Genomic DNA, 21,258 nt, shown 5'->3' with positions numbered 1-21,258 from the left:
ATATGTTGAAAAAACTAAATTCGGCTTTATTAAAAAAACCTGTTTTAAGTCTGCTTGTTTACGGTATAATCATTCGGCTATGTGTTTTTATTTTTTACCATGCCGTAACCATTTACCCTGATTCTCAAAATTATATTGACCTGGGTCAAATCATTTTAGATTTTGATATTATAAATTACTCCGGAGAGCGCACTCCTGGTTTTCCAACGCTCATTGCTCTTGCTGGTGGCAATTTATATATTACTGTATTTTTTCAGTTGATATTAGGGCTTTTAGCAATGTACCTTATGTATGATTTTTTTAAGTTAAAATCACAAGATATTCCTTTTGCTTTTTGGAGCTCTATCATAACTACGTCCTTTATATATGTTATTTTTTATGAGTTTGCAATACTCACAGAATCGCTTACTTATTTTATGCTAACGCTTACATTCTGGTTTATTGAAAAATTTCATATTTTAAAACTTTCAGCTTCAATAAAGCACTATTTTATTCTATCACTTATCCTAGGCTGCTTATATTTAACAAGGCCTATGTTTATTTATATACCAATTGGTCTTTTCCTTTTCATTTTTGTTAAACACATAAAAACAAATTTTAGAAAAGCCTTTTTAAAACCTATCATAATATTTCTTTTTCCTTTTATATCATTTTATAGCTGGTGCTCTCTCAATGAACGCAACAATGGCTACTTTACTAGCTCTTGGTATTTTGGTATAAACATTTCTCAAACAGCCACATCTTTTTTTGAAAAGGTGCCAGATGAAGATAAACTAATACGAGATATTTTTGTAAAACATAGAGCTTATGTTGAAGCTAACGAACCTGATTACGCTTACCCAATGGCTGTTTGGTATGCCTATGATGAGTTATTAGAAAAAACACAGTTATCACCTCCAGACTTATCTAACAAACTTGGAGAAATTTCTAAAAAACTATTTAAAAAATATCCAGGTTTATACTTAAAACAAGTAGGTATTTCATGGTTGCATTTTTGGAACGCCAAAAATGCATTGATATGGAATGTTGATAAATTTGAAAATCGGTTTATAAGACGAGGTTTAATTGGATTATGGATTTATATTCAAGGGAATATTTTAATCGCTATTCATTTTTTATTTGTTTTATTCGCTTTTAAAAAGATTATCCAGTTTTTTACATCAGGATTTCATCTAGATAGTGATTTGTTTCTTGTGGCCATTGTAATGGGAGGTTCGCTTGCTCAAGCACTAGTTACATTTGGAACAAATTCACGTTTCGCCTTTCCTTATCTCCCATTAATTGTTTACTTTGTATTCATAAATTTATATACCCTAAAAAAATCTTATGCAAAACGTACTTCATCTTAAAGACGCTTCTATTTTTCAAGGAGACAGCCTAGTGCTTTCTGATGTAAATGTAGAAGTAAACAAAGGCGAATTTGTTTACTTAATTGGTAAAACAGGAACCGGAAAAAGTAGTTTTATGAAAACACTTTACGGTGATTTACCGCTTACTAAAGGCGAAGGAAGTATTGTTGATTTTAACTTAAGAACACTAAAGGAAAAGGAAATTCCGTTTTTAAGAAGAAAATTAGGCGTTGTTTTTCAGGACTTTAAGCTTCTCAATGACAGAACTATCAATGAGAATTTACTATTTGTTTTAAAAGCTACTGGCTGGAAAGACAAAAAAGATATGATGACCAGAATAGAAGAAGTGCTTAATAAAGTAGGTATGAAAACCAAAGGCTTTAAGTTTCCTCACGAACTTTCTGGTGGAGAACAACAACGTGTTGCCATAGCTAGAGCTTTACTTAACAATCCAGAATTAATTCTTGCTGATGAGCCAACAGGTAATTTAGATCCTCAAACTAGTATTGAAGTTATGGAAGTACTTCAAGACATTAACAAAAATGGAAACACTATTTTAATGGCTACCCACGATTATGCTTTACTATTAAAATACCCAAGTAAAACATTAAAATGTGATGACAACCAAATTTATGAAGTAGTTCAGCGTAAAGGATAAGACTAATACTCATATATAGCGCTTTTAACTTTCAAAGCGGAATAATAAGCACTCTAAAAACAAAATCCTTTATTTAGATTGAATAGGAAAATACAATTAAAACAGCTTAATTCTAAACATGTTTAATTTATTGTTTAGATTTGAAAATGAACTATACCCTGTATGATTTCTATTTTAATCCCTACATATAATTACAATGTGTTACCTCTTGCAAAGAATTTAGTAAACCGTGCAAAAAAGCAAGGCTTAATCTTTGAGTTAATTTGTATGGATGATGGCTCAAACTCTGTCAAAAATAAATCTAACAACGATATAAACTCATTACCTAATTCTAAATTTATTGAGAGAAAAACAAACCTTGGAAGAACCGCAACCAGACAAGCTCTTGCTAAAGAAGCTAAATACGACTGGCTGCTTTTTCTAGACGCTGATATAACCCCAAAAAACGACGCCTTTATATCACAATACACCGCGTTTGTTTCAGAACCCTATGATGCCATCTTTGGTGGTTTTGCTTACAACCCTGAAGACTACAAACCTAATAAATCATTGCGATATACATTTGGAAAAAATCGCGAAGAAGTTGATGCTCACAAAAGAAATAATAACAAATATAAATTCATTATTTCTTCAAATTTCATGATAAAAAAGCATGTTTTTTTCAAAATAAACGCATTAAATTTAAAACCCGCTTATGGTATGGATTATGTTTTTGGGCATCAATTAAGTATCAATAAAGTTCCTATTCTACATATTAACAATGAGGTTTATCATTTAGGAATTGATGACAACATAAACTACTTAAAAAAGACCAACCAAGCGTTACACACACTTTCTGCCCTTCACAAAAACAACAATATAAATGATTCACACATAAGCCTCATTAAAGCTTACAGCTTTCTAAAAAAGGCTAACATGCTTAAAGTTTTTAGGGTCTTAACGAAACCTTTCATTAATCAAATGAAAAAATATTTACTAAAAAATAAAGCACCCAATTTGTTTATTTTTGATTTATATAGGTTAAGTTATTTTTGCAATATTACAACATAGTCTATGAAGCCTTTTTTCTCGGTAATTATCTCATTATATAACAAAGAAAAGCACATAAAAGAAACCGTTTTTAGTGTTTTAAATCAGTCTTTTGTTGATTTTGAGGTTATCATTGTAAATGATGGCTCTACTGATAACAGCTTAGAAGTCGTAAAAAACATAAACGACGCTAGAGTTCATATTTACAATAAAACCAACGCAGGTGTATCTTCTGCAAGAAATTATGGGATAAAAAAAGCAGCTGCAGATTATATTGCATTTTTAGATGCTGATGACATTTGGGATGACAACTTTTTATACGAGATAAGTATTTTAATATCTAATTATCCTAAAAACAAGGTTTTCTCAACCGCCGCTAAAATTAAAAGCCCCAAAGCATTATACAATGCTGATTATTTTTGTATTCCTAATAACGAGGTAGCTGTTCTTAATTATTTTAAAGCTAGCTTAAAGCACCCAATTATACACAGCTCTTCCGTGGTTATCAATAAAGACATTACGCATGAAATTGGTGTATTTAATGAAGGTTTGAAAACGAGTGAAGATTTAGATTATTGGATAAGAATAGGATTAAAGCATCCTGTTGTTTTTAAAAAAACACCCTTAATTACCATTAATGTAACCGATAATAGTTTAACCAAATCTAACAGAAATCACTACAAAGCTTTAGACTATTCTAAATACTTAAAACATTATGATTCAGTTGATTTTTTAGAGGATTATATTAACAAAAACATATACTCGTCTATCATTAAATATAAATTAATAAATGACAAAAAACATAGTAATACTCTTAAAGAAATTCTTAATTACAAAAAGCTATCATTAAAACAACGCTATATTATTGCTTCTCCAAATGCTTTGCTAAAGTGTGGTGTAAAATTATTCAGAATACTTAATAATAAAAAAAACTATTATTGATTTTTAAAATCTAAAAATTGCTTATAATCCCTTATATAGTCGTCTTCATCAAAAACTTCAGATGCTAAAACTAAACATACAGCCCCTGAAGAAAAATTTTCTAACTCTCTCCAAATACCTGTAGGTATTAGTAATCCTTTGTTTGGCTTATTAAGAGTTATCTTTTGTTTGGAAGCTCCGTCATCCACAACAACTTCAAAGCTTCCACTGACTGCTATTAAACACTCTAACTGTTCTTTGTGAGCATGACCACCTCGATAAGCACTACTTGGCACATCATATAGATAATAAACACGTTTTACTTGATAAGGCAACACCTCTTTTTCAATTACAGCCAAGTTTCCTCTTGGATCTTCGATTTTTGGAATTTCAATTATTTCTATATTTGAAGGTGTTACTTTACTCATTTCTGTAATTGTTTATATTTACGAATTCCTTTTAGAGCTACATTAAATTTAGGAATAACTTGATTAAAACCAATCAAACCTCTTCGTAATAAGGCAAACATAAGCTTTATAGCATAAAAATACGCAAAGGAACCTTGTAATTTATAATGCATTGCCGCTCTGCCAAAAATATATCTATCCGACGTTACATCATCACTAGAACTTACAGGTTCATGAATCACTATAGTTTCTGGCACAAAATAAGAAGGTATTCCTTTTTCAAATATACTTCTAAAGAAAAACACATTTTCTCCTTCTTCAAAAGTAGCTCCTAACCCAAAATTTTCATTAAAATTAATATTATTCTTAATTAATTCTTTTGTTTTAAAACTAATTTCAATTGAGAGTATTTTTCTGTAAAATTTTAAAAGCGTAGTGATTTTCTGTGGATAATTACTGTAAGGCTTTCCCTCTGTTGTTAGAGTTTTAAAAGTTAAGACAGATGCTTTATTATTGTTTTTATAAGCTTTAACTATTTTTTTTTCAAAGTGTTTTAAATATATCACATCATCATCAGCGAGTAAACAAATCTCTCCAATTGCATTATTTAGAGCCAAGTTTCTACTTTTTGAAATTCCTCTCTCAAAAGAATTAATAACTCTTATGTTGGCTTTATTTGATTTTAAAAGATTGCCCTCTGTAGTTTGATTTATTATCAATATTTGATAATCATCAAGGTCATTATTCTGAAACATCACAGAAAGAAAATCTAGTGAATCCCTATTCATTGTTGCAATAAGAATCTCTAACTCACAAGAGTTTTTTTCTATATTATTCATGTAATCAAATATCTTACTTCTGAAAAAAAAAGCTAAAACTTGTATTAATAAAACACCTATTATAGCTATCACTAATTAAGCTTACAAATTATCTTCTTTGAGGTTTTAGATAGTTTTAAACGAAAATAATTTTGTGTACTTTTGAAAGCAAAGGTATCAAAATATGTACGAAACCACTATTCTAAAATAATCATGTTTTATACCTTATCTATAATAGGCAAAAAAACTACATGAAAATACTCTTAATAGGCGAGTTTAGCAGGTTACATAATTCTCTTAAAGAAGGTTTATCTCAATTAGGACATGATGTTACCTTAATAGGGTCTGGTGATTTGTTTAAAAAATATCCTGTTGACATAAATATTGCTCCGGTATTTTTCAGAAAAAAAGCCCCAGTGTTTTTTAGAAAACTAATTCATAAAATTACAGGTTTTGACATAGCCGATGTTGAAACCTATCTAAAAGTAAAATCTATACTTACTGATTTACAAGATTATGATGTTGTACAATTGATCAATGAAGACGCTTTTACAATGCATCCAAAAATGCAAATTTCAATATTAAAGCGTATAATAAATCAAAATAAAAAACTCTATTTACTTTGCTGTGGTGATGATTACATAACCATTAATCACTACTTAAAAGAAGAATTAAAATACTCTATTTTAACACCTTATTTAAAAAACAGAACACTAAAAAAACAATTTTCGTATTCTTTAAAATACACGACAAAGTCATACAAAAAATTACATGAGTTTATAAAAAAACATAGCCAAGGAACTATTGCTACAGATATAGACTATCATTTACCAATGCTAAATCACAAGCAATACTTGGGTTTAATTCCTAACCCTATAAACACTAATAAACTCTCTTATGCACCTTTAAGTATTGATGGAAAAATTATAATTTTTCACGGTATAAATAATATGAATTATATAAAAAAAGGCAATGCCTTTTTTGAAGAAGCCTTAAATATTATTCAAAAAAAATATACCAATAGCGTTGAGATAATAACAACTCGAAGTTTACCTTATAGCGAATATATTAAAACATACAACAAAGCGCATATTATTTTAGATCAAGTATATTCTTATGACCAAGGCTACAACGCGCTAGAAGCTATGTCACAAGGAAAAGTTGTATTTACAGGTGCAGAAAAAGAATGGCTTGACTACTATCATTTAAAAGAAGATTCTGTTGCTATAAATGCACTTCCTGACGCTACTGCAATAGCAAAAAAACTTGAGTGGCTTATTCTTAACCCCGAAAAAATTCTTGAAATTTCTAAAAATGCACGAGCTTTTATTGAAAAAGAGCATGATTACATAACTATAGCTAAAAAATATCTTGAGACTTGGGATACAACTACTAATTAAGTTGACTAATAATTTTTGCTGGATTTCCTCCAATCACTACATTTTCAGGAAAACTTTTAGTTACAATACTATTAGAGGCTATAACAGAATTCTCTCCAATAGTAACTCCTTTTAAAATCACAACGTTATTCCCTATAAAAACATTACTCTTTATAACAACTTTCATAGGGTTAGGATCTTTATTAAATCTATTATCTATGTGTAAATCATGAAAGTTGCTATCATATATTTGACAATTATAACCTATTAACACATTATTGCCTACTGTTATAGATTTTTCAGAAATAGCAGAAAACGCATTATTAATATGAATATCTTCTCCGAAATTCACTTTTGCGACTTCTGACCTAGCTTCTATATAAGCATAGCCATTATAATACATTGGAGAGTTTATTACACCTAAATTTACGTTCTTTTTAAAACTAATTTCACCTTTACCTCTTAGCACAACAGGTTGATGAGCTTTAAACCTTCCAGAAACACGCCTGTTATTAGAATATAAAGAATACTTTATTTTTCTAATATTTAAAAGGCTTTTTACTAATAACTTTTTTATCATAAACTAACTCTTATCTTCATCGTCGTTTTCTTCTGATTGATTAAGTATTTCATCTGGTAAAACCCCAAAAAGCGAACTACTAAAAGTAAGTAAAATAACAACATAATGAAGTACATATGTAGCAAAATGAGCCATATTAGCTCCTTTAACGCCATAAATATCAACAAAATATTTACTTGAAATATAAAGTGTTATCACAAAAAAAGCTTCAATTATAATGTAATGCCAAAACATCTTCTTTGCTAAAAATTGATAAGCTATTACCATAGATAATACTTTAACAAAATCACCTAGTAGCTGCCAAAGAAACAAATCCTCAACAGGCTTAAACTCTGCCGAAAAGATAATGGCAATAATAAAGGGTCTTAACAAATAAATCACCAAAAGACCTAATGCAAAAACCGGGATAATGGTTTTGTAAAACCCAAAAACTTCTTTTCTAAACTCTTTAACGCTATCTATTTCTGATAAACGAGGCAACACATACAAGCCTAAAAGCGAACTTACAAACATTAGGTAGTACTTTGATATACGATTCATAGCTTCCCAAAATCCAGCTTCTCTCAACCCTATGTTTTCAGAAATATAATTACGTATAGCAAGCGCCACAATAGGCAACACAATAGCTGAAAACAAAGCCATAATAGAATAAGCACTTAACTTTTTAATATAGCCAATACTAATACTCTTTATTTTGATAAGCGGTATTAAGCTACGCTGATAAGAAATACCAACCATTGTTATTAAAAAAATTAATGACTCTGCTATAGCAACGGCAACCAAAGCGCCATCTATTTTATCTTTATAAATCAATAAAATGGTTATAGATGTGCCTAAAATTTGCCCAAGAATATTTATTATAATTAGTATTTTAAACTTTGAAAAACCATTTAAAATAGAAAACGTAAACAGATTTAATGAGTAAAAAGGAAGCGCAACAGCTAGTATTTTTATTACATAGGCATAATCATTATATGTCGCAAAAATTTGATCATTTATATAGTCGGCATTAAAATAACAAAAGAAGGAAACAATAACCGTAGAAATAAACCCTAAATAAAAAACTGTAGAAACTGTTTTACCTAACTCAACAGCATTATTTTTAAACTCTGCAATGTATTTTACAACCCCATTATAAATTCCTAATGTTGCAAAAGTTTGTGCCGAGCTTAAAAAGTTTCTTAAATTTCCTATTAAAGCAAGTCCTTCAGCTCCTACAAAAAGCGCAATTGTTTTAGATGTTAAAAAACCGGTGATTATTTTAGTAATTACAGATGCCGAGTTTAACGATGCAACTTTAATTAAAACATTATTGTCTATATATTTTATTAACCGCTTCAATTAATAGGCATTTAAAACTTTTATAACATAACTCACTTCGTCATCTTGTAAGACAGGACTCATCGGAATGCTCACTATTTTGTTATGAATTTCATCAGTAATTGGCAACTTCAAATCTGAATACACCTTTAAAGCTTCTTGCTTATGAGGCGGAATTGGATAATGAACTAACGTCTCTATTTTATTATCAGTCAAATAGTTTACAAATTTATCTCTTTCTTCTACCAAAACAACAAATACATGAAAAACATGATCTTTTGAATGATTATAACGAGGTAATATTATTTTTTCGTTGTTTATTTCAGTACTATATCTTTTTGCTACCTGACGACGCCTTTCATTTTCCTTATCAAGACCATTTAGCTTAACATTTAAAAACAAGGCTTGTAACTCATCTAATCTATTATTGTAACCTATAAGCTCATTTACATATTTTACATCAGAGCCATAATTTCGAAGTTTTTTTATGGTTTCTGCTAATTTATCATCGTTTGTCGTTACTGCTCCTGCATCACCAAGGGCTCCTAAATTCTTGCTTGGATAAAAACTAAATGCAGCTGCATGACTTAAATTACCAGCTTTTTTAGAGTCTTTATTTATAGCGCCATGCGCTTGAGCTGCATCTTCAACAACTAATAAATTATGTGTTTTAGCTATATTTAAAATCGTATCCATTTCAGCTAATTGCCCATAAAGATGAACAGCTAGAATAGCTTTGGTTTTTGATGTTATATGCGTTTTTATTTGGCTTACAGAAATATTATACGTTTCCTTGTCTGGTTCTATAAAAATAGGCTTAAGCCTTGAATTAACCACAGACAATATACTTGCAATATATGTATTTGCTGGCACCAAAACCTCATCACCTTCCTCTAACATTCCTAATGTAATATAAGCCTTAAAAATTAAGGTTATGGCATCAAGTCCATTACTAATTCCTATACAATGCTTTGTTTCACAGTAAGAAGCAAAATTAGACTCAAAAGTTTTAACTCCGTTTCCTAAAATATAATATCCTGAATTTAAAAACTTCTGAAATTCTTCAACAAATGCACTCTCATAAGTGGCATTTACCTTATGCAAATCTAAAAACTTAATCATTTTAAAATGGTATTTAGATTCTTGTAATTTGATGTTTCTATTTTATAAAAATTTTGCGAAATACTTCTAGCTCCAAAAGACTCTTTCCATGATAACAGTCCTTGATTAATTTGTTTGCCTTCGTTTTCATTACAAATTCCGAAATCAAAATATTTTTTTGAAGCGAAAACATCTTCTATAAGGTGGTGAAATATCATATCTAGACTTCCTAACTCTTGTTTTTGATTATTTGCAGAAATATATTGAGCGTGAGCTACCATTTCAGATTCAAAAATAGTGGTTCCTGCTACTATTTCGTCATTTTTATACACATTAAATTGCCTAATATTTTTAGGGAATTTAGATTTTAAGTAGGTTATCTCTTGTAATGTGTGAACGGGCTTAACATTAAATCTGTCTCTTAAATTGGGGACTAAAATTTGATTCCAAAAAGCACTCAAGTCTTCTTCTTCTTTTACAACTAAATTTTGCTTTTTTGCTTTTTTCAAACCTCGTTTTCTATTTGAACTTGTAAGCTCAAGCCTGTGAGAATTTTCTATAACCATTGTAATATCGCTTCTCACTAATTGGGCGTTTAAAATAAACATAAAGTAATCTAACGTATCACTTGGAAGCTTATTATAAATTCTTGGTAACATTTTTAACACCAAATCATTAACACCTAATTTATTAAAAAAAGCCAATAACTCTTTAAAAACATTCAAAACATCAGTAAATACAGCTTGATCTTTTAATAACAAGCCGCCATAGGTTAAACCTTGGTGAGAATATATAGTATCTCCGTTTTTATTTGCAGGAAATAAAGCCACCAACTTGTCGCCTTTAAAAATCATTTTTGATGCATCTTCAAATCTGTCTTGATGGTACTCTATAAAGTCACGATGAAATAAAAATGTGGCATTTTTTGCTTGTGCTACAAAGCTATTCCATTGGTCATAATATTTTGATGTATAAGCAACAACGTTATAGTCGTTCATTAATTTTTATTTAAAATATTGAAACAATACTAACTTAAGGTCTAAAATACTTATTATTTTAAAATATTTGGTTTGTACTAACGTTTTATTGCTTTATCTTTCGTGAATATTTATTTTTAATATTGTGTATCATTGATAAAAAATAAGGGCCTAACATATAAAAATAGCACGCTGCTTTTGATATACGTTTTTGTGTTTTTGTATTGCATTTTTAATAATGCTATCTATTCACCAGACTCGGCTAGTTATCTTAATGCTACTATTTACAGATCGCCTGGATATCCTATTTTTGTTAGAGTATTCTCTATTATTTTTCAGCAATATTTTGATTTTTTCATTATATCTGCACAGTGTTTATTGGGGCTTTTTGCTGTTCATACTTTAGCTATAAAAACTTCAAAAGTATTACACCTAAGTTTTGTTTTAAAACTTGTTTTTGTTTTACTATTAGTTTTCCCTTTTTTCCCACCGCTTTGGGTTGCAAACAACATTTGTTCTGAAGGCTTAAGCTATCCTTTATATTTATTTTTTCTAGCTTTTTCTTTAGATTTTTTATTTAACAACACATCAAAATCCTTATTAATACTATCAGCTAGTTATATTCTTTTAGTTTTAACTCGTGGTCAATTTATAGTGCTTACTATTATTTTTACTGCTATCTATATTTTAAAAAACAAGCACATTGTTTTAAAACCTACAATTATTAAAAACGTTATAGCTTTACTATTACTGCCATTTGCCGTTACGTTATTAGATAAAACATATCACAAAGCCAAAGATGGCTTATTCATAGCTACTCCGTTTACATATATAAATGCTTCGGCATCGGCTTTGTATGTAAGTAAAGCTAGTGATAAAATGCTTTTAAACAATACAGACGACCAACTTATTTTTGATGACTGCTATGCCTTTATTTCTGAAAATAAATGGCTTATGTCTAGTAAAGAGCGCCCCTCTTTTAGTGCCTATTACAAGCATTTTCATGACAATTTAGGAAGAATTTGTAATTACACATTACATGATCGTGGAACTGCATATTATGTAAATAAAAATCAAACTATTGTAGACGCTAGATATCATATTGAAAAGTCTTCTAAAAGAATGCTTCCTGTATTAATTAAGAGTAACTTTAATAATTGGATCAAGCTATTTTACAGTAATTTAGTACACGGATTTAAATCTCAAATCATACTTTTTTTACTCATTGGTACTTTTATAATTAGTTTTATTAAAACACTAAAATCAACAAATAACAATACACTTATTATATTTTACCTAACATCTTTAATTTTATCTAATGCCCTAATTGTAGCTTTTGCAAGCCACTCTATAATGCGCTATTTATTTTATAACTATTCGCTATTTTTTATCATTGCTATTTTAATCTATAAATACATTCGTGATGTCAAAAACAATTGAATTATCTATTGTTATGCCTTGCTTAAACGAAGCAGAAACATTAGCTACTTGCATTAAAAAGGCTCAAAAGTTCCTTTTAGAAAATCAAGTAAGTGGTGAAGTTATCATTGCTGATAACGGTAGTACTGATGGCTCTCAAAACATAGCAAAAACACTAGGCGCTAAAGTTATTCATGTTGAAAAAAAAGGCTATGGAAACGCATTACGAAGCGGTATTAATTACGCGTTGGGCACTTACATAATAATGGGAGATGCTGATGACAGCTATGATTTTGAATCTCTAAAACCCTTTTTAATTAATTTAAGAAAAGGACATGATTTAGTCATGGGAAATAGATTTAAAGGAGGTATAAAAAAAGACGCTATGCCTTTTTTACACAAATATTTGGGTAATCCTGTGCTTTCCTTTTTAGGTCGCCTATTTTTTAACATTAAAATTGGTGATTTTCATTGTGGCTTACGTGGTTTTTCAAAAGAAGCTTACTACAAAATGAATTTAAAAACCACTGGAATGGAATTTGCTTCTGAAATGATTGTTAAATCAAAACTTAACAACCTATCAATTACTGAAGTTCCTACAATATTACATAAAGATGGTAGGTCACGTCCTCCTCATTTAAATACTTGGCGTGACGGATGGAGACATCTGCGTTTTTTATTATTATACAGTCCTATGTGGTTGTTTTTAATACCTGGTATTCTACTCATGATTACTGGAATTTTAGCTTCTGGAGTATTGATTTCGCAATCTATTATTATTGAAAAAATTGTTTTTGATATACATACATTGCTATACACATCTAGCATGGTGCTTGTTGGTTTCCAATTTTTTGTTTTTTATGCACTAACAAAAGTTTATGCTGTAGAAAACCAATTATTACCTAAAAGCAATAGGTATGAAAAACTCTTTAAATATCTAAATTTAGAGTCTGGATTAATTATTGGGTTTTTACTACTAGCTGCTGGAATTGGCTTAAGTTTTTACGGCATTTCTATCTGGAAGAATTTTGAATATGGAAACTTAAACCCTTCTAAAACCCTTCGAGTTATTATACCTGCAGTATTTACAGGATTACTGGGCATGCAAATTATCTTTTTCAGTTTGTTTTTTAGTATTCTAGGGCTTAAAAACTCAAAACAAACCCAACCTTAATTTTTCTTTATTAACAAATAATATAGGTTTATAAAAACAATGGCTCCGTTTGAAATTATTATAGGCCATGACGTTTGTAACATAAACCCATAAGTCACAAAAAGTACACAACCTATTGTATTTATAATTCGAAGTTTAACTACGTTTTTCATCATAAATGATAGTAGTAAAACAGCCATGGCTGCATAACCAACCCATTCTGTAAATGCTATATTAAAAATCATCATTATGTAGTGTTTGTTCATAAAAAAAAGGAACTCTGAAATTTAGAGTTCCTTTTTTATTGTTTTTCTATATTTAAGAGAACTAGATAGACTTATTTCTTTTTCGTTCTACTTCTGTTAAAAGAATTTTACGTATTCTTAAGTGATTTGGCGTTACCTCTACATATTCATCTTTTTGAATATATTCTAAAGCCTCTTCTAATGAAAACTTAATTGCAGGAACAATTTTTGCTTTATCATCAGCACCAGCACTACGTACGTTACTTAACTTTTTGGTTTTTGTAACATTTACAACCATATCGTCTCCACGAGAATTCTCACCAATAACTTGACCTTCATAAATATCTTCTCCTGGGTCTATAAAAAACTTTCCACGCTCTTGTAGCTTATCAATTGAATAAGGAATTGCTTGCCCTTTCTCCATTGATACTAACGACCCATTTTGACGTTCTGGAATACCTCCTTTTAATGGTTGGTATTCTTTAAAACGGTGTGCCATAATAGCTTCTCCAGCCGTAGCAGTTAGTAACTGATTACGTAATCCGATAATACCTCTAGATGGCACTATAAATTCGCAAACCATACGTTCTCCTTTAGCTTCCATGCTTAACATTTCTCCTTTTCGCATAGTTACCATTTCTATAGCTTTTCCTGAAACTTCTTCTGGTAAATCTATAGTCATTTCTTCAACTGGTTCACATTTTACACCATCAATTTCTTTGATGATAACTTGTGGCTGTCCTATTTGTAATTCATAACCTTCACGACGCATTGTTTCTATTAAAACAGATAAGTGTAATACACCACGTCCAAAAACCATAAACTTATCAGCACTGTTAGTTTCTTCAACACGAAGTGCTAAATTCTTTTCAAGCTCTTTTGTTAAACGTTCTTTAATATGTCTAGACGTTACAAATTTACCATCTTTACCAAAGAAAGGAGAATCGTTAATAGTAAATAACATACTCATTGTTGGCTCATCAATAGCAATTGTTTTTAAGCCTTCAGGATTTTCCCAATCTGCAACTGTATCTCCAATTTCAAAACCTTCTAAACCTACTATAGCACAAATATCTCCTGCTTGAACTTCGTCAACCTTTAATCGTCCTAAACCTTCAAAAACATGAAGTTCTTTTATTTTAGACTTAACTACAGAACCATCTCGTTTTACTAAAGAAATATTTTGATTTACTTTTAACTGACCTCGTGTTAAACGACCAATAGCAATTCTACCTGTGAAAGATGAAAAATCTAATGACGTAATAAGCATTTGTGTATTTCCTTCAGGAATTTTTGGTGCAGGAATGTGCTCTATAACCATATCTAATAATGGCTCAATATTTTCTGACGGCTTTTTCCAATCATCACTCATCCAGTTGTTTTTTGCTGAACCATAAACGGTTGGAAAATCTAATTGCCACTCTTCTGCTCCAAGTTCAAACATTAAGTCAAATACTTTTTCATGAACCTCTTCTGGAGTACAGTTTTCTTTATCTACTTTATTTACAACGACACAAGGTTTTAAACCTAAATCAATCGCTTTTTGAAGTACAAAACGCGTTTGAGGCATTGGTCCTTCAAAAGCATCAACTAATAAAAGTACACCATCTGCCATGTTTAACACACGCTCTACTTCACCACCAAAATCGGCGTGACCAGGCGTATCAATAATATTGATTTTTGTGTCCTTATAAATTACAGAAACATTTTTAGACGTAATTGTGATACCACGTTCACGTTCTAAATCGTTGTTATCTAAAATCAAATCACCAGTATTCTCGTTTTCACGAAATAACTGACAATGGTACATAATTTTATCAACCAAGGTTGTTTTACCGTGGTCTACGTGAGCAATAATTGCAATGTTTTTTATTTGAGCCATAATACTGTGCCTTATTTTAAGCGTGCAAAGGTACGCTATATTTTGATATAATTACTTTTATATTTTCATATTTAGTTAATTAAATGTTATAGTCGATAAAAAACACAATTTTCATCTGTATATTTCGTTAAACAAAATGATTAATAGTAAATAGCCTTTTTAACCAACTTGTGCTTGTCACAGGCGATTTACATCTGAACCCTACAAACCCTTTACAGATGAAATTGATTAACAAATATTCAAAATTTATACCCTACCTATATTTTATAGCGATTATAGCGTATTGGTTTACTAGAGTAAATAGAAGCGAAGGAATTACCGCTTACCCAATCTTATTATTCGGTATTCCGTTTATTTGGCAACTTATAAAACCTAGTAAAAAATTGAACTTTTCTTTAGGTATTATTTTTGTGTGTTTATCATCATATTTAATACTTGCTTACTTATCAGAAGTCTTAAACATTATCAATTTTTCATGTTCTATTGAAAAGTTTATAATGTATAGCGGATTATTTGTTTTCACAAATTTTGCAATGGCTTTATGGATGATAAGAAATAGCATAAAAAAAACCTTTTAAATACGTATCTTTGCATCTTGAAATATGAAATCATAACTAAATGAAACTTCAAGATATACCTAAAATAAAGCATACTGAAGTTAACAATTTTTTCCTTTTATGTGGCCCATGTGCCATTGAAGGCGAAGATATGGCATTACGTATTGCTGAAAAAGTAGTTTCTATAACAGATAAGCTACAAATTCCTTATGTTTTTAAAGGAAGCTTTAAAAAAGCCAACAGAAGTAGAATTGACAGTTTTACAGGAATTGGAGATGAAAAAGCTTTAAAAATACTTCAAAAAGTATCAAACACATTTGACATACCAACAGTAACAGACATTCACGAAGTTTCTGACGCTCAAAAAGCTGCCGAGTATGTTGATGTATTACAAATACCTGCTTTTTTAGTTAGACAAACAGATTTGGTTGTAGCTGCAGCCAAAACAGGCAAAGTTGTAAACTTAAAAAAAGGACAATTTATGAGTCCTGAAGCTATGAAACATGCTGTACAAAAGGTAAAAGATTCTGGCAGCGATAAAGCTTGGATTACAGACAGAGGTACCATGTTTGGGTATCAAGATATGATTGTAGATTTTAGAGGCATTCCTACTATGAGAAACTATGCACCTGTTGTTCTTGACGTTACACACTCACTTCAGCAGCCTAACCAAACAATTGGAGTAACAGGAGGAAGACCTGACATGATAGAAACCATAGCGCGTGCAGGTGTTGTAAATAATGTTGATGGCTTATTTATTGAAACACATTTTGATCCTGCTAATGCAAAAAGTGATGGCGCTAATATGCTACACCTTGATAATCTTGAAAAATTACTAACTAATCTGGTTACTATACGCAAAACCATAAATGCTTTTTAAGCTAATTACACAATTCATTGAAAACACTAAAAACTACGTTGTTAGTAATAGGAATTCTATTGCTTACTTCACAAAAGTCAACTGCCCAAGACAACATAACAGCACCAAAATACTCACAATCTAACAAAGGTAAATTCTTTGTTAGTTGGGGCGGAAATAGAGACACATATTCTAAATCTGACATTACCTTTACTGGAGATAATTATAATTTCACTTTAAGAGATGTAAAAGCTGAAGATAAACCTAAAGGATGGCACATAGATTACATAAACCCAACAAGACTTACAATTCCTCAAACCAATTTAAAAATAGGTTACTTTATTAATGATAAGTATTATGTTGCTGTTGGAGTCGATCATATGAAATATGTCATGACTCAAAATCAATTTGTAAATGTTGATGGCTATATTTCATTAAACCCTAGTAATCCTGGAGCATACCATAATGGACTTTATCAAAATCAGCCTAAACAAGCCACTTGGGATTTTTTAATGTTTGAGCACACAAACGGATTAAATTATGTTTTTGCAGAATTTGGAAGACGCGATGATATTTCTCATCTTTTAAAAATTACAAACACAGATGTTTTCCAAATTAATATTACTGGTGGTGCTGGTGCTGGTGTTTTATACCCAAAAACCAACACGACACTTTTATTAAAACCAAGATATGATGAGTTTCATGTTTCTGGTTACGGCATATCTGCTACCGCAGGTTTAAACCTTACATTCTTTAAACATTTTTTCATTCAAGGTGATTTAAAAGGTGGTTTTATTAATATGTCAGACATTAGAACTACCAATAATTCTGCTGATAGAGCGTCTCAACATTTCTGGTTTGGCCAAAGCATTATTAGCTTTGGGTCTATTTTTAGAATTTAATAAACCCCTAAAAAGCAATAAAATTAGGTTGCCTATATACACAAAAAGCACATAGAAACAACACGAAAAGAATTAACAATTCACCTTAAAACTTTTTGAAGTTAATATAAATGCTAAAAAATTTCCTTTAAAATAATTTACAGAATACAAACTTATGCTAAAATAGCTTTAAGACAACGATAGAACTAATATTTTGGTTTTACCTTATGGTTACAAAACACAAGTGTTTTAAGACTTTAAAAATAACAACCTAAATTATTACAGGTTACTCTTTTCTATTTTTTTCTTGGATATTTCTAACAATATTCGTTGCCATATTCCTTGGAATAATACGTGGTAGCGTTGCTAAAAACTTATTAAACTTCCCAGGAATAGCATACGTTTTTCCTTTCATCATGGCTTGATAACCATACAATGCAACTGATTTTGCATCAGCCATGTTAAATTTAATTTTGTTTTCTGATGAGTCACTAGAAACAACTTCTTGAAAAGATGTTTTTGTTGGCCCAGGACACAAAGCAGTAACCGTAACTCCTGTATCTTTTAGCTCGTTAGCAATTGCCTCTGAAAAGGATAAAATATAACCTTTGGTAGCATAATATAATGACATAAGTGGCCCTGGTTGAAATGCCGCTAATGATGATAAGTTTAAAATTCTGCCAGAACCTGATGCAACCATATCCTTTAAAACCAACTTGGTTAAATGCGTTGTTGTCATCACATGAAGATTTAGCATTTGCGCTTCACGCTCCCAATCAGTTGAGTGAAAGGTTCCAAACAAACCAAAACCAGCGTTGTTTATTAAAACATCAATTTTTGCATGGCCTACGGCATCCATAATATCAACCGCTACATTTTGCACACTCAAATCTTTTTGTAGAATTTGCACATCTACAGAGTAAGTTGCTTCTATCGTTTGTTTGGCTTGTTTTAAATTATCAGAATTTATATCAACCAACACTAGATTGTAAGTGTCTTTGGCTAATAACAGTGCTAATTCGTATCCTAATCCGGATGCACCTCCAGTAATTAAAGCTATTTTACTCATTTTAACTCTATAAAAATTGTATTAATTACCGTTTACATAATCTTGCAGATAAGCAAATCGTTCTGTTAATTTACCTTTTTGTGTTATTCTTGCTCGTTTTAAAATACCTCTTTCGTCATTATTAAAAAAAGCTGGTATAACATGCTCTAAAAACATATCTCCAAAACCTTCACTTGCATCTTTGGGTAATTCACATGGTAAATTATCAACTGCCATTACTGTAATAGCGTTTTCTGCATCAAAGGCAACTTCTTGCTCTGTTTCTGGATCGTATCCATAAAAAGGATCTGCAATGGTTGAAGGTCTTATCGTTGATGCTACAGGACCATCAATATCACATGACACATCGGCCACTAAATTGATTTTAAAGTCGGCTTTTTTAGCGTCATCTCTTGTAAACAGATACGGTGCATTATTTCCGTAAAAATGACCAGCAATAAAAAAGTCTGTTTCTTTTGCATAAGCCATAAAATTACTTTCATAACCTGTAGGGTCTTTATAAAAAGCGTGCTTATTTCCTACTTTTCCATCTTTACGCTTTGCATACTCCATAACATCTGCCATAACATAAACAGGCTCTGTAAATGACGATGTTAAGTATAAAGCATCACTTATTTCTTTTATTTTTAAATGATCTAAAATTTCTTTTGCACCATAAGCCACTTTCCCTGTTCCTGTAAGCAAAACCTTTAAGTTACTAGGCAACGTGATTTTGTCTAACTCTGCTTTTACCTCATCTAAATCGGCTAACGTTTCTACTTTAGGCAATGTAAATAAACCATCTCTTAAGCCTAATGCTCTAAAACCATTATAGGCGCCTACCAACCCTGCATAACGACCAAAGCCTATTAACCTTGCTCCGCTTTTTTTTACTATAGTTTCGTGATCAAACATTTCAATATTTTTCTCAAGCATTGCTTGTAAAAGCTTTCTATTATAAGGTTGCTTTTTTATGGTATGAGAAAAATAGAAATATTTTTTATCGGGAATTAAATTTGGTATAGGCACTTCTTTTACACCTAACATGACATCACAATCTGACACATCATCAGTTACAGTAAAACCTAATTTTCTATATGCTTCGTCTGGAAAAATACGAATGTCACTAGATTCTACTACAAATTCAGCTTCAGGAAATTGTGTTCTTGCTTCTGCTAACTTTTCTGGAGAGAAAACCACACGTCTATCTGGTGGATTTTTTCGTTCCTTTATAATGGCAAACTTGATACTCATATGTTGAAATTATAAGTGTTTATTGATACAAATCTAACCTGACAACAAGATATTTGGTATAGATTTTGCACGAAAATACGTGGATTTAGACTGTTGCACAACTTTTTTTTAGTAACTTCGCTATCCTTTTTCAAAAATGCTTTGAAAAAAACTAATTGGGGTCGACTGGTTTTGACAGCGAGATCAATTAAACGGTAAGCACGTCGCGTAATGACTTTGAAACGCGTAAAAGGCTAGGTCAAACTTTTAAACGGCGAGAATAACTACGCTTTAGCTGCTTAATCTGAATCATAGTAAGATTTGCCTAGGTACACAAGGTGTACAAGCTAAATGTCTCCGGAAAGCCTTGATTGACGGCGTTCCTTTTTGAGGCATCGTAAATGTCAATATAGATTGTAAAGTGCTTCGATTTACTTTTGAAATTTAAGAAGATAAGTTATACGTAGGTTGTCTTTAACCAGCTTATAATCGAAAAAACAAGAAAAGAATAAGCGTGTAGAAAGCCCTTTAATGGCTTGTTTGGACGAGAGTTCGATTCTCTCCGACTCCACCATAATAAAAAAAGCTCTCCAATTTGGAGAGCTTTTTTTATTCAAATGTTTTTATGCTGAGACCTTTGTGTTTCCATTTAGAGATACCTCCTTCTAAATCATAAACTTTAACAAAACCTGCTTCTAAAAGTTTATCTGCACATTTTGCACTTCTGCCTCCAGATTTACAATAAACAATAACAGGTTTGCTTTTATCTAGCCTCTCTATATCTTCATCAAAAGTATCTGAAAAATAATCTATATTTTGAGCATTTGCTATAAAGCCTTCTTTAAACTCTTCAGGAGTTCTTACATCTACCAACTGAATGCCTTCAAGATCTAATATGCTTTGCATTTCTTCGGCTGTGATAACTTCTATATTACCTTCTTTTTTTATTTCTTGACAGCTTAATAGTATGCTAAAAAACAACATCAAACTTAAAGTAGTTGCTAAATGTTTCATAACTTATATGTTTTTAATGGTTTGCTACGTCACCTTCCCATTCGTTAAATCCTCCTAAAAGGTTATGGGTTTGTGTGAATCCTAATTGACTCATTATGGCACAAGCTTGTCCGCTTCTATTTCCTGATCTGCAATACACATAATAGGTTTTGTTCTTATCTAAAGCTTCTACTTGATTTATAAACTCTTGTCCTTGATATATATCAATATGAACTGCGTTTGGTATAAAACCTTCTTCTAGCTCTTCATCTGTTCTTACATCTAGAATAACGGCATCTGCATCATTTGATAATTGCTCTTGCCATTGGTCTTGTGTTAAATCTGCCATAATTATTTCTTTAAATTTACTACAAAATTACTGTTTCTTTATGAAAATGACATAAAAAAAACCGAAGTGTTTGTACTTCGGCTTTTAATTTTTTACTTGA

The 21,258-nt window shown here is 30.8% G+C and carries 22 protein-coding genes and 1 other RNA gene; 11 read left to right on the top strand and 12 right to left on the bottom strand.

Annotation, left to right across the window (positions count from 1 at the left end; all coding sequences use genetic code 11):
- Positions 1-2: 2 nt before the first annotated feature.
- The 4 genes from ABD690_RS08865 (at position 3) to ABD690_RS08850 (ending at position 3,978) form a co-directional block, all read left to right on the top strand.
- Positions 3-1,349 carry a hypothetical protein gene (locus ABD690_RS08865; RefSeq protein WP_344729528.1) on the top strand — a complete coding sequence of 449 codons (1,347 nt, stop codon included), beginning with the start codon at positions 3-5 and terminating at the stop codon, positions 1,347-1,349.
- A complete protein-coding gene (locus tag ABD690_RS08860; protein WP_344729526.1) occupies positions 1,327-2,007 on the top strand; it encodes a cell division ATP-binding protein FtsE in 681 nt (226 codons plus the stop codon). The genes ABD690_RS08865 and ABD690_RS08860 overlap by 23 nt, the downstream gene beginning before the upstream one ends.
- A 162-nt stretch (positions 2,008-2,169) precedes the next feature.
- Positions 2,170-3,057 (top strand): glycosyltransferase family 2 protein, encoded by an 888-nt coding sequence (locus tag ABD690_RS08855; protein WP_344729524.1) that lies wholly within the window; start codon positions 2,170-2,172, stop codon positions 3,055-3,057.
- A 3-nt stretch (positions 3,058-3,060) separates the two neighbouring features.
- Positions 3,061-3,978, top strand: coding sequence for a glycosyltransferase family 2 protein (locus tag ABD690_RS08850; protein WP_344729522.1), 918 nt, complete (start codon positions 3,061-3,063; stop codon positions 3,976-3,978).
- On the opposite strand, the gene ABD690_RS08845 is transcribed toward ABD690_RS08850, so the two are convergent.
- Positions 3,972-4,385 carry a sugar 3,4-ketoisomerase gene (locus ABD690_RS08845; RefSeq protein WP_344729520.1) on the bottom strand — a complete coding sequence of 138 codons (414 nt, stop codon included), beginning with the start codon at positions 4,383-4,385 and terminating at the stop codon, positions 3,972-3,974. The two genes, ABD690_RS08850 and ABD690_RS08845, sit on opposite strands and share 7 nt — an antisense overlap.
- Positions 4,382-5,203, bottom strand: a complete 822-nt coding sequence (locus ABD690_RS08840) for a glycosyltransferase family 2 protein (protein ID WP_344729518.1) — start codon at positions 5,201-5,203, stop codon at positions 4,382-4,384. Before ABD690_RS08840 ends, ABD690_RS08845 begins: the two co-directional genes overlap by 4 nt.
- Positions 5,204-5,433: 230 nt before the next feature.
- Here ABD690_RS08840 and ABD690_RS08835 point away from each other — a divergent pair, with 230 nt between their 5' ends.
- Positions 5,434-6,582, top strand: coding sequence for a glycosyltransferase (locus ABD690_RS08835; RefSeq protein ID WP_344729516.1), 1,149 nt, complete (start codon positions 5,434-5,436; stop codon positions 6,580-6,582).
- Here the strand turns inward: ABD690_RS08835 and ABD690_RS08830 are convergent.
- The 4 genes from ABD690_RS08830 to ABD690_RS08815 are packed head-to-tail and all read right to left on the bottom strand — an operon-like array spanning position 6,575 to position 10,560.
- A complete protein-coding gene (locus tag ABD690_RS08830; RefSeq protein WP_344729514.1) occupies positions 6,575-7,141 on the bottom strand; it encodes an acyltransferase in 567 nt (188 codons plus the stop codon). The two genes, ABD690_RS08835 and ABD690_RS08830, sit on opposite strands and share 8 nt — an antisense overlap.
- A gap of 3 nt (positions 7,142-7,144) precedes the next feature.
- On the bottom strand, positions 7,145-8,482 hold the full coding sequence (locus ABD690_RS08825; RefSeq protein ID WP_344729512.1) for an O-antigen translocase: 1,338 nt from the start codon (positions 8,480-8,482) through the stop codon (positions 7,145-7,147).
- Positions 8,483-9,583: a DegT/DnrJ/EryC1/StrS family aminotransferase gene (locus tag ABD690_RS08820; RefSeq protein ID WP_344729510.1), complete on the bottom strand. Its 1,101-nt coding sequence runs from the start codon at positions 9,581-9,583 to the stop codon at positions 8,483-8,485.
- Positions 9,580-10,560: a GNAT family N-acetyltransferase gene (locus tag ABD690_RS08815; protein ID WP_344729508.1), complete on the bottom strand. Its 981-nt coding sequence runs from the start codon at positions 10,558-10,560 to the stop codon at positions 9,580-9,582. Before ABD690_RS08815 ends, ABD690_RS08820 begins: the two co-directional genes overlap by 4 nt.
- Before the next feature lie 177 nt (positions 10,561-10,737).
- On the opposite strand from ABD690_RS08815, the gene ABD690_RS08810 reads away from it, so the two are divergent.
- Positions 10,738-11,979: a hypothetical protein gene (locus ABD690_RS08810; protein ID WP_344729506.1), complete on the top strand. Its 1,242-nt coding sequence runs from the start codon at positions 10,738-10,740 to the stop codon at positions 11,977-11,979.
- A complete protein-coding gene (locus ABD690_RS08805) occupies positions 11,963-13,132 on the top strand; it encodes a glycosyltransferase family 2 protein (RefSeq protein ID WP_344729504.1) in 1,170 nt (389 codons plus the stop codon). Before ABD690_RS08810 ends, ABD690_RS08805 begins: the two co-directional genes overlap by 17 nt.
- Here ABD690_RS08805 and ABD690_RS08800 read toward each other — a convergent pair.
- Together ABD690_RS08800 and typA are read right to left on the bottom strand one after the other, a co-directional pair.
- Entirely contained in the window at positions 13,129-13,359 is a 231-nt protein-coding gene (locus ABD690_RS08800; protein ID WP_344729502.1) for a uroporphyrinogen decarboxylase, read from the bottom strand. The genes ABD690_RS08805 and ABD690_RS08800 overlap by 4 nt on opposite strands.
- A gap of 79 nt (positions 13,360-13,438) precedes the next feature.
- Entirely contained in the window at positions 13,439-15,238 is a 1,800-nt protein-coding gene (typA, locus tag ABD690_RS08795; RefSeq protein WP_344729500.1) for a translational GTPase TypA, read from the bottom strand.
- A gap of 218 nt (positions 15,239-15,456) precedes the next feature.
- Between typA and ABD690_RS08790 the strand changes: the two genes are divergently transcribed.
- The 3 genes from ABD690_RS08790 to ABD690_RS08780 are packed head-to-tail and all read left to right on the top strand — an operon-like array spanning position 15,457 to position 17,556.
- Entirely contained in the window at positions 15,457-15,816 is a 360-nt protein-coding gene (locus tag ABD690_RS08790; RefSeq protein WP_344729498.1) for a hypothetical protein, read from the top strand.
- A 40-nt stretch (positions 15,817-15,856) separates the two neighbouring features.
- Positions 15,857-16,675 carry a 3-deoxy-8-phosphooctulonate synthase gene (gene kdsA, locus ABD690_RS08785; protein WP_344729496.1) on the top strand — a complete coding sequence of 273 codons (819 nt, stop codon included), beginning with the start codon at positions 15,857-15,859 and terminating at the stop codon, positions 16,673-16,675.
- A gap of 17 nt (positions 16,676-16,692) precedes the next feature.
- Positions 16,693-17,556 (top strand): hypothetical protein, encoded by an 864-nt coding sequence (locus tag ABD690_RS08780; RefSeq protein WP_344729494.1) that lies wholly within the window; start codon positions 16,693-16,695, stop codon positions 17,554-17,556.
- A gap of 265 nt (positions 17,557-17,821) precedes the next feature.
- Here the strand turns inward: ABD690_RS08780 and ABD690_RS08775 are convergent, their stop codons facing one another.
- Entirely contained in the window at positions 17,822-18,604 is a 783-nt protein-coding gene (locus ABD690_RS08775; RefSeq protein ID WP_344729492.1) for an SDR family NAD(P)-dependent oxidoreductase, read from the bottom strand.
- Positions 18,605-18,625: 21 nt separating this feature from the next.
- On the bottom strand, positions 18,626-19,831 hold the full coding sequence (locus ABD690_RS08770; RefSeq protein WP_344730265.1) for an NAD(P)-dependent oxidoreductase: 1,206 nt from the start codon (positions 19,829-19,831) through the stop codon (positions 18,626-18,628).
- 163 nt (positions 19,832-19,994) lie between these two features.
- Between ABD690_RS08770 and ssrA the strand changes: the two genes are divergently transcribed.
- Positions 19,995-20,390: a transfer-messenger RNA gene (ssrA, locus tag ABD690_RS08765) on the top strand.
- Positions 20,391-20,425: 35 nt separating this feature from the next.
- On the opposite strand, the gene ABD690_RS08760 is transcribed toward ssrA, so the two are convergent.
- Together ABD690_RS08760 and ABD690_RS08755 are read right to left on the bottom strand one after the other, a co-directional pair.
- Positions 20,426-20,830: a rhodanese-like domain-containing protein gene (locus ABD690_RS08760; protein ID WP_344729490.1), complete on the bottom strand. Its 405-nt coding sequence runs from the start codon at positions 20,828-20,830 to the stop codon at positions 20,426-20,428.
- 13 nt (positions 20,831-20,843) lie between these two features.
- Positions 20,844-21,158: a rhodanese-like domain-containing protein gene (locus tag ABD690_RS08755; protein ID WP_344729488.1), complete on the bottom strand. Its 315-nt coding sequence runs from the start codon at positions 21,156-21,158 to the stop codon at positions 20,844-20,846.
- Positions 21,159-21,258: the final 100 nt, after the last annotated feature.

The sequence above is a fragment of the Corallibacter vietnamensis genome, assembly GCF_039537875.1.
Classification (GTDB): domain Bacteria; phylum Bacteroidota; class Bacteroidia; order Flavobacteriales; family Flavobacteriaceae; genus Corallibacter; species Corallibacter vietnamensis.
Note: the sequence above shows the minus strand (reverse complement) of the source record. Positions and strands in the feature narration are given on the sequence as shown.

Bases quoted from the DNA above. Each gene is read 5' to 3' on its own strand.
- ABD690_RS08865 (WP_344729528.1), top strand. From the start codon at position 3: ATGTTGAAAAAACTAAATTCGGCTTTATTAAAAAAACCTGTTTTAAGT.
- ABD690_RS08860 (WP_344729526.1), top strand. From the start codon at position 1,327: ATGCAAAACGTACTTCATCTTAAAGACGCTTCTATTTTTCAAGGAGAC.
- ABD690_RS08855 (WP_344729524.1), top strand. From the start codon at position 2,170: ATGATTTCTATTTTAATCCCTACATATAATTACAATGTGTTACCTCTT.
- ABD690_RS08850 (WP_344729522.1), top strand. From the start codon at position 3,061: ATGAAGCCTTTTTTCTCGGTAATTATCTCATTATATAACAAAGAAAAG.
- ABD690_RS08845 (WP_344729520.1), bottom strand. From the start codon at position 4,385: ATGAGTAAAGTAACACCTTCAAATATAGAAATAATTGAAATTCCAAAA.
- ABD690_RS08840 (WP_344729518.1), bottom strand. From the start codon at position 5,203: ATGAATAATATAGAAAAAAACTCTTGTGAGTTAGAGATTCTTATTGCA.
- ABD690_RS08835 (WP_344729516.1), top strand. From the start codon at position 5,434: ATGAAAATACTCTTAATAGGCGAGTTTAGCAGGTTACATAATTCTCTT.
- ABD690_RS08830 (WP_344729514.1), bottom strand. From the start codon at position 7,141: ATGATAAAAAAGTTATTAGTAAAAAGCCTTTTAAATATTAGAAAAATA.
- ABD690_RS08820 (WP_344729510.1), bottom strand. From the start codon at position 9,583: ATGATTAAGTTTTTAGATTTGCATAAGGTAAATGCCACTTATGAGAGT.
- ABD690_RS08815 (WP_344729508.1), bottom strand. From the start codon at position 10,560: ATGAACGACTATAACGTTGTTGCTTATACATCAAAATATTATGACCAA.
- ABD690_RS08805 (WP_344729504.1), top strand. From the start codon at position 11,963: ATGTCAAAAACAATTGAATTATCTATTGTTATGCCTTGCTTAAACGAA.
- ABD690_RS08800 (WP_344729502.1), bottom strand. From the start codon at position 13,359: ATGATGATTTTTAATATAGCATTTACAGAATGGGTTGGTTATGCAGCC.
- typA (WP_344729500.1), bottom strand. From the start codon at position 15,238: ATGGCTCAAATAAAAAACATTGCAATTATTGCTCACGTAGACCACGGT.
- ABD690_RS08790 (WP_344729498.1), top strand. From the start codon at position 15,457: ATGAAATTGATTAACAAATATTCAAAATTTATACCCTACCTATATTTT.
- kdsA (WP_344729496.1), top strand. From the start codon at position 15,857: ATGAAACTTCAAGATATACCTAAAATAAAGCATACTGAAGTTAACAAT.
- ABD690_RS08775 (WP_344729492.1), bottom strand. From the start codon at position 18,604: ATGAGTAAAATAGCTTTAATTACTGGAGGTGCATCCGGATTAGGATAC.
- ABD690_RS08760 (WP_344729490.1), bottom strand. From the start codon at position 20,830: ATGAAACATTTAGCAACTACTTTAAGTTTGATGTTGTTTTTTAGCATA.
- ABD690_RS08755 (WP_344729488.1), bottom strand. From the start codon at position 21,158: ATGGCAGATTTAACACAAGACCAATGGCAAGAGCAATTATCAAATGAT.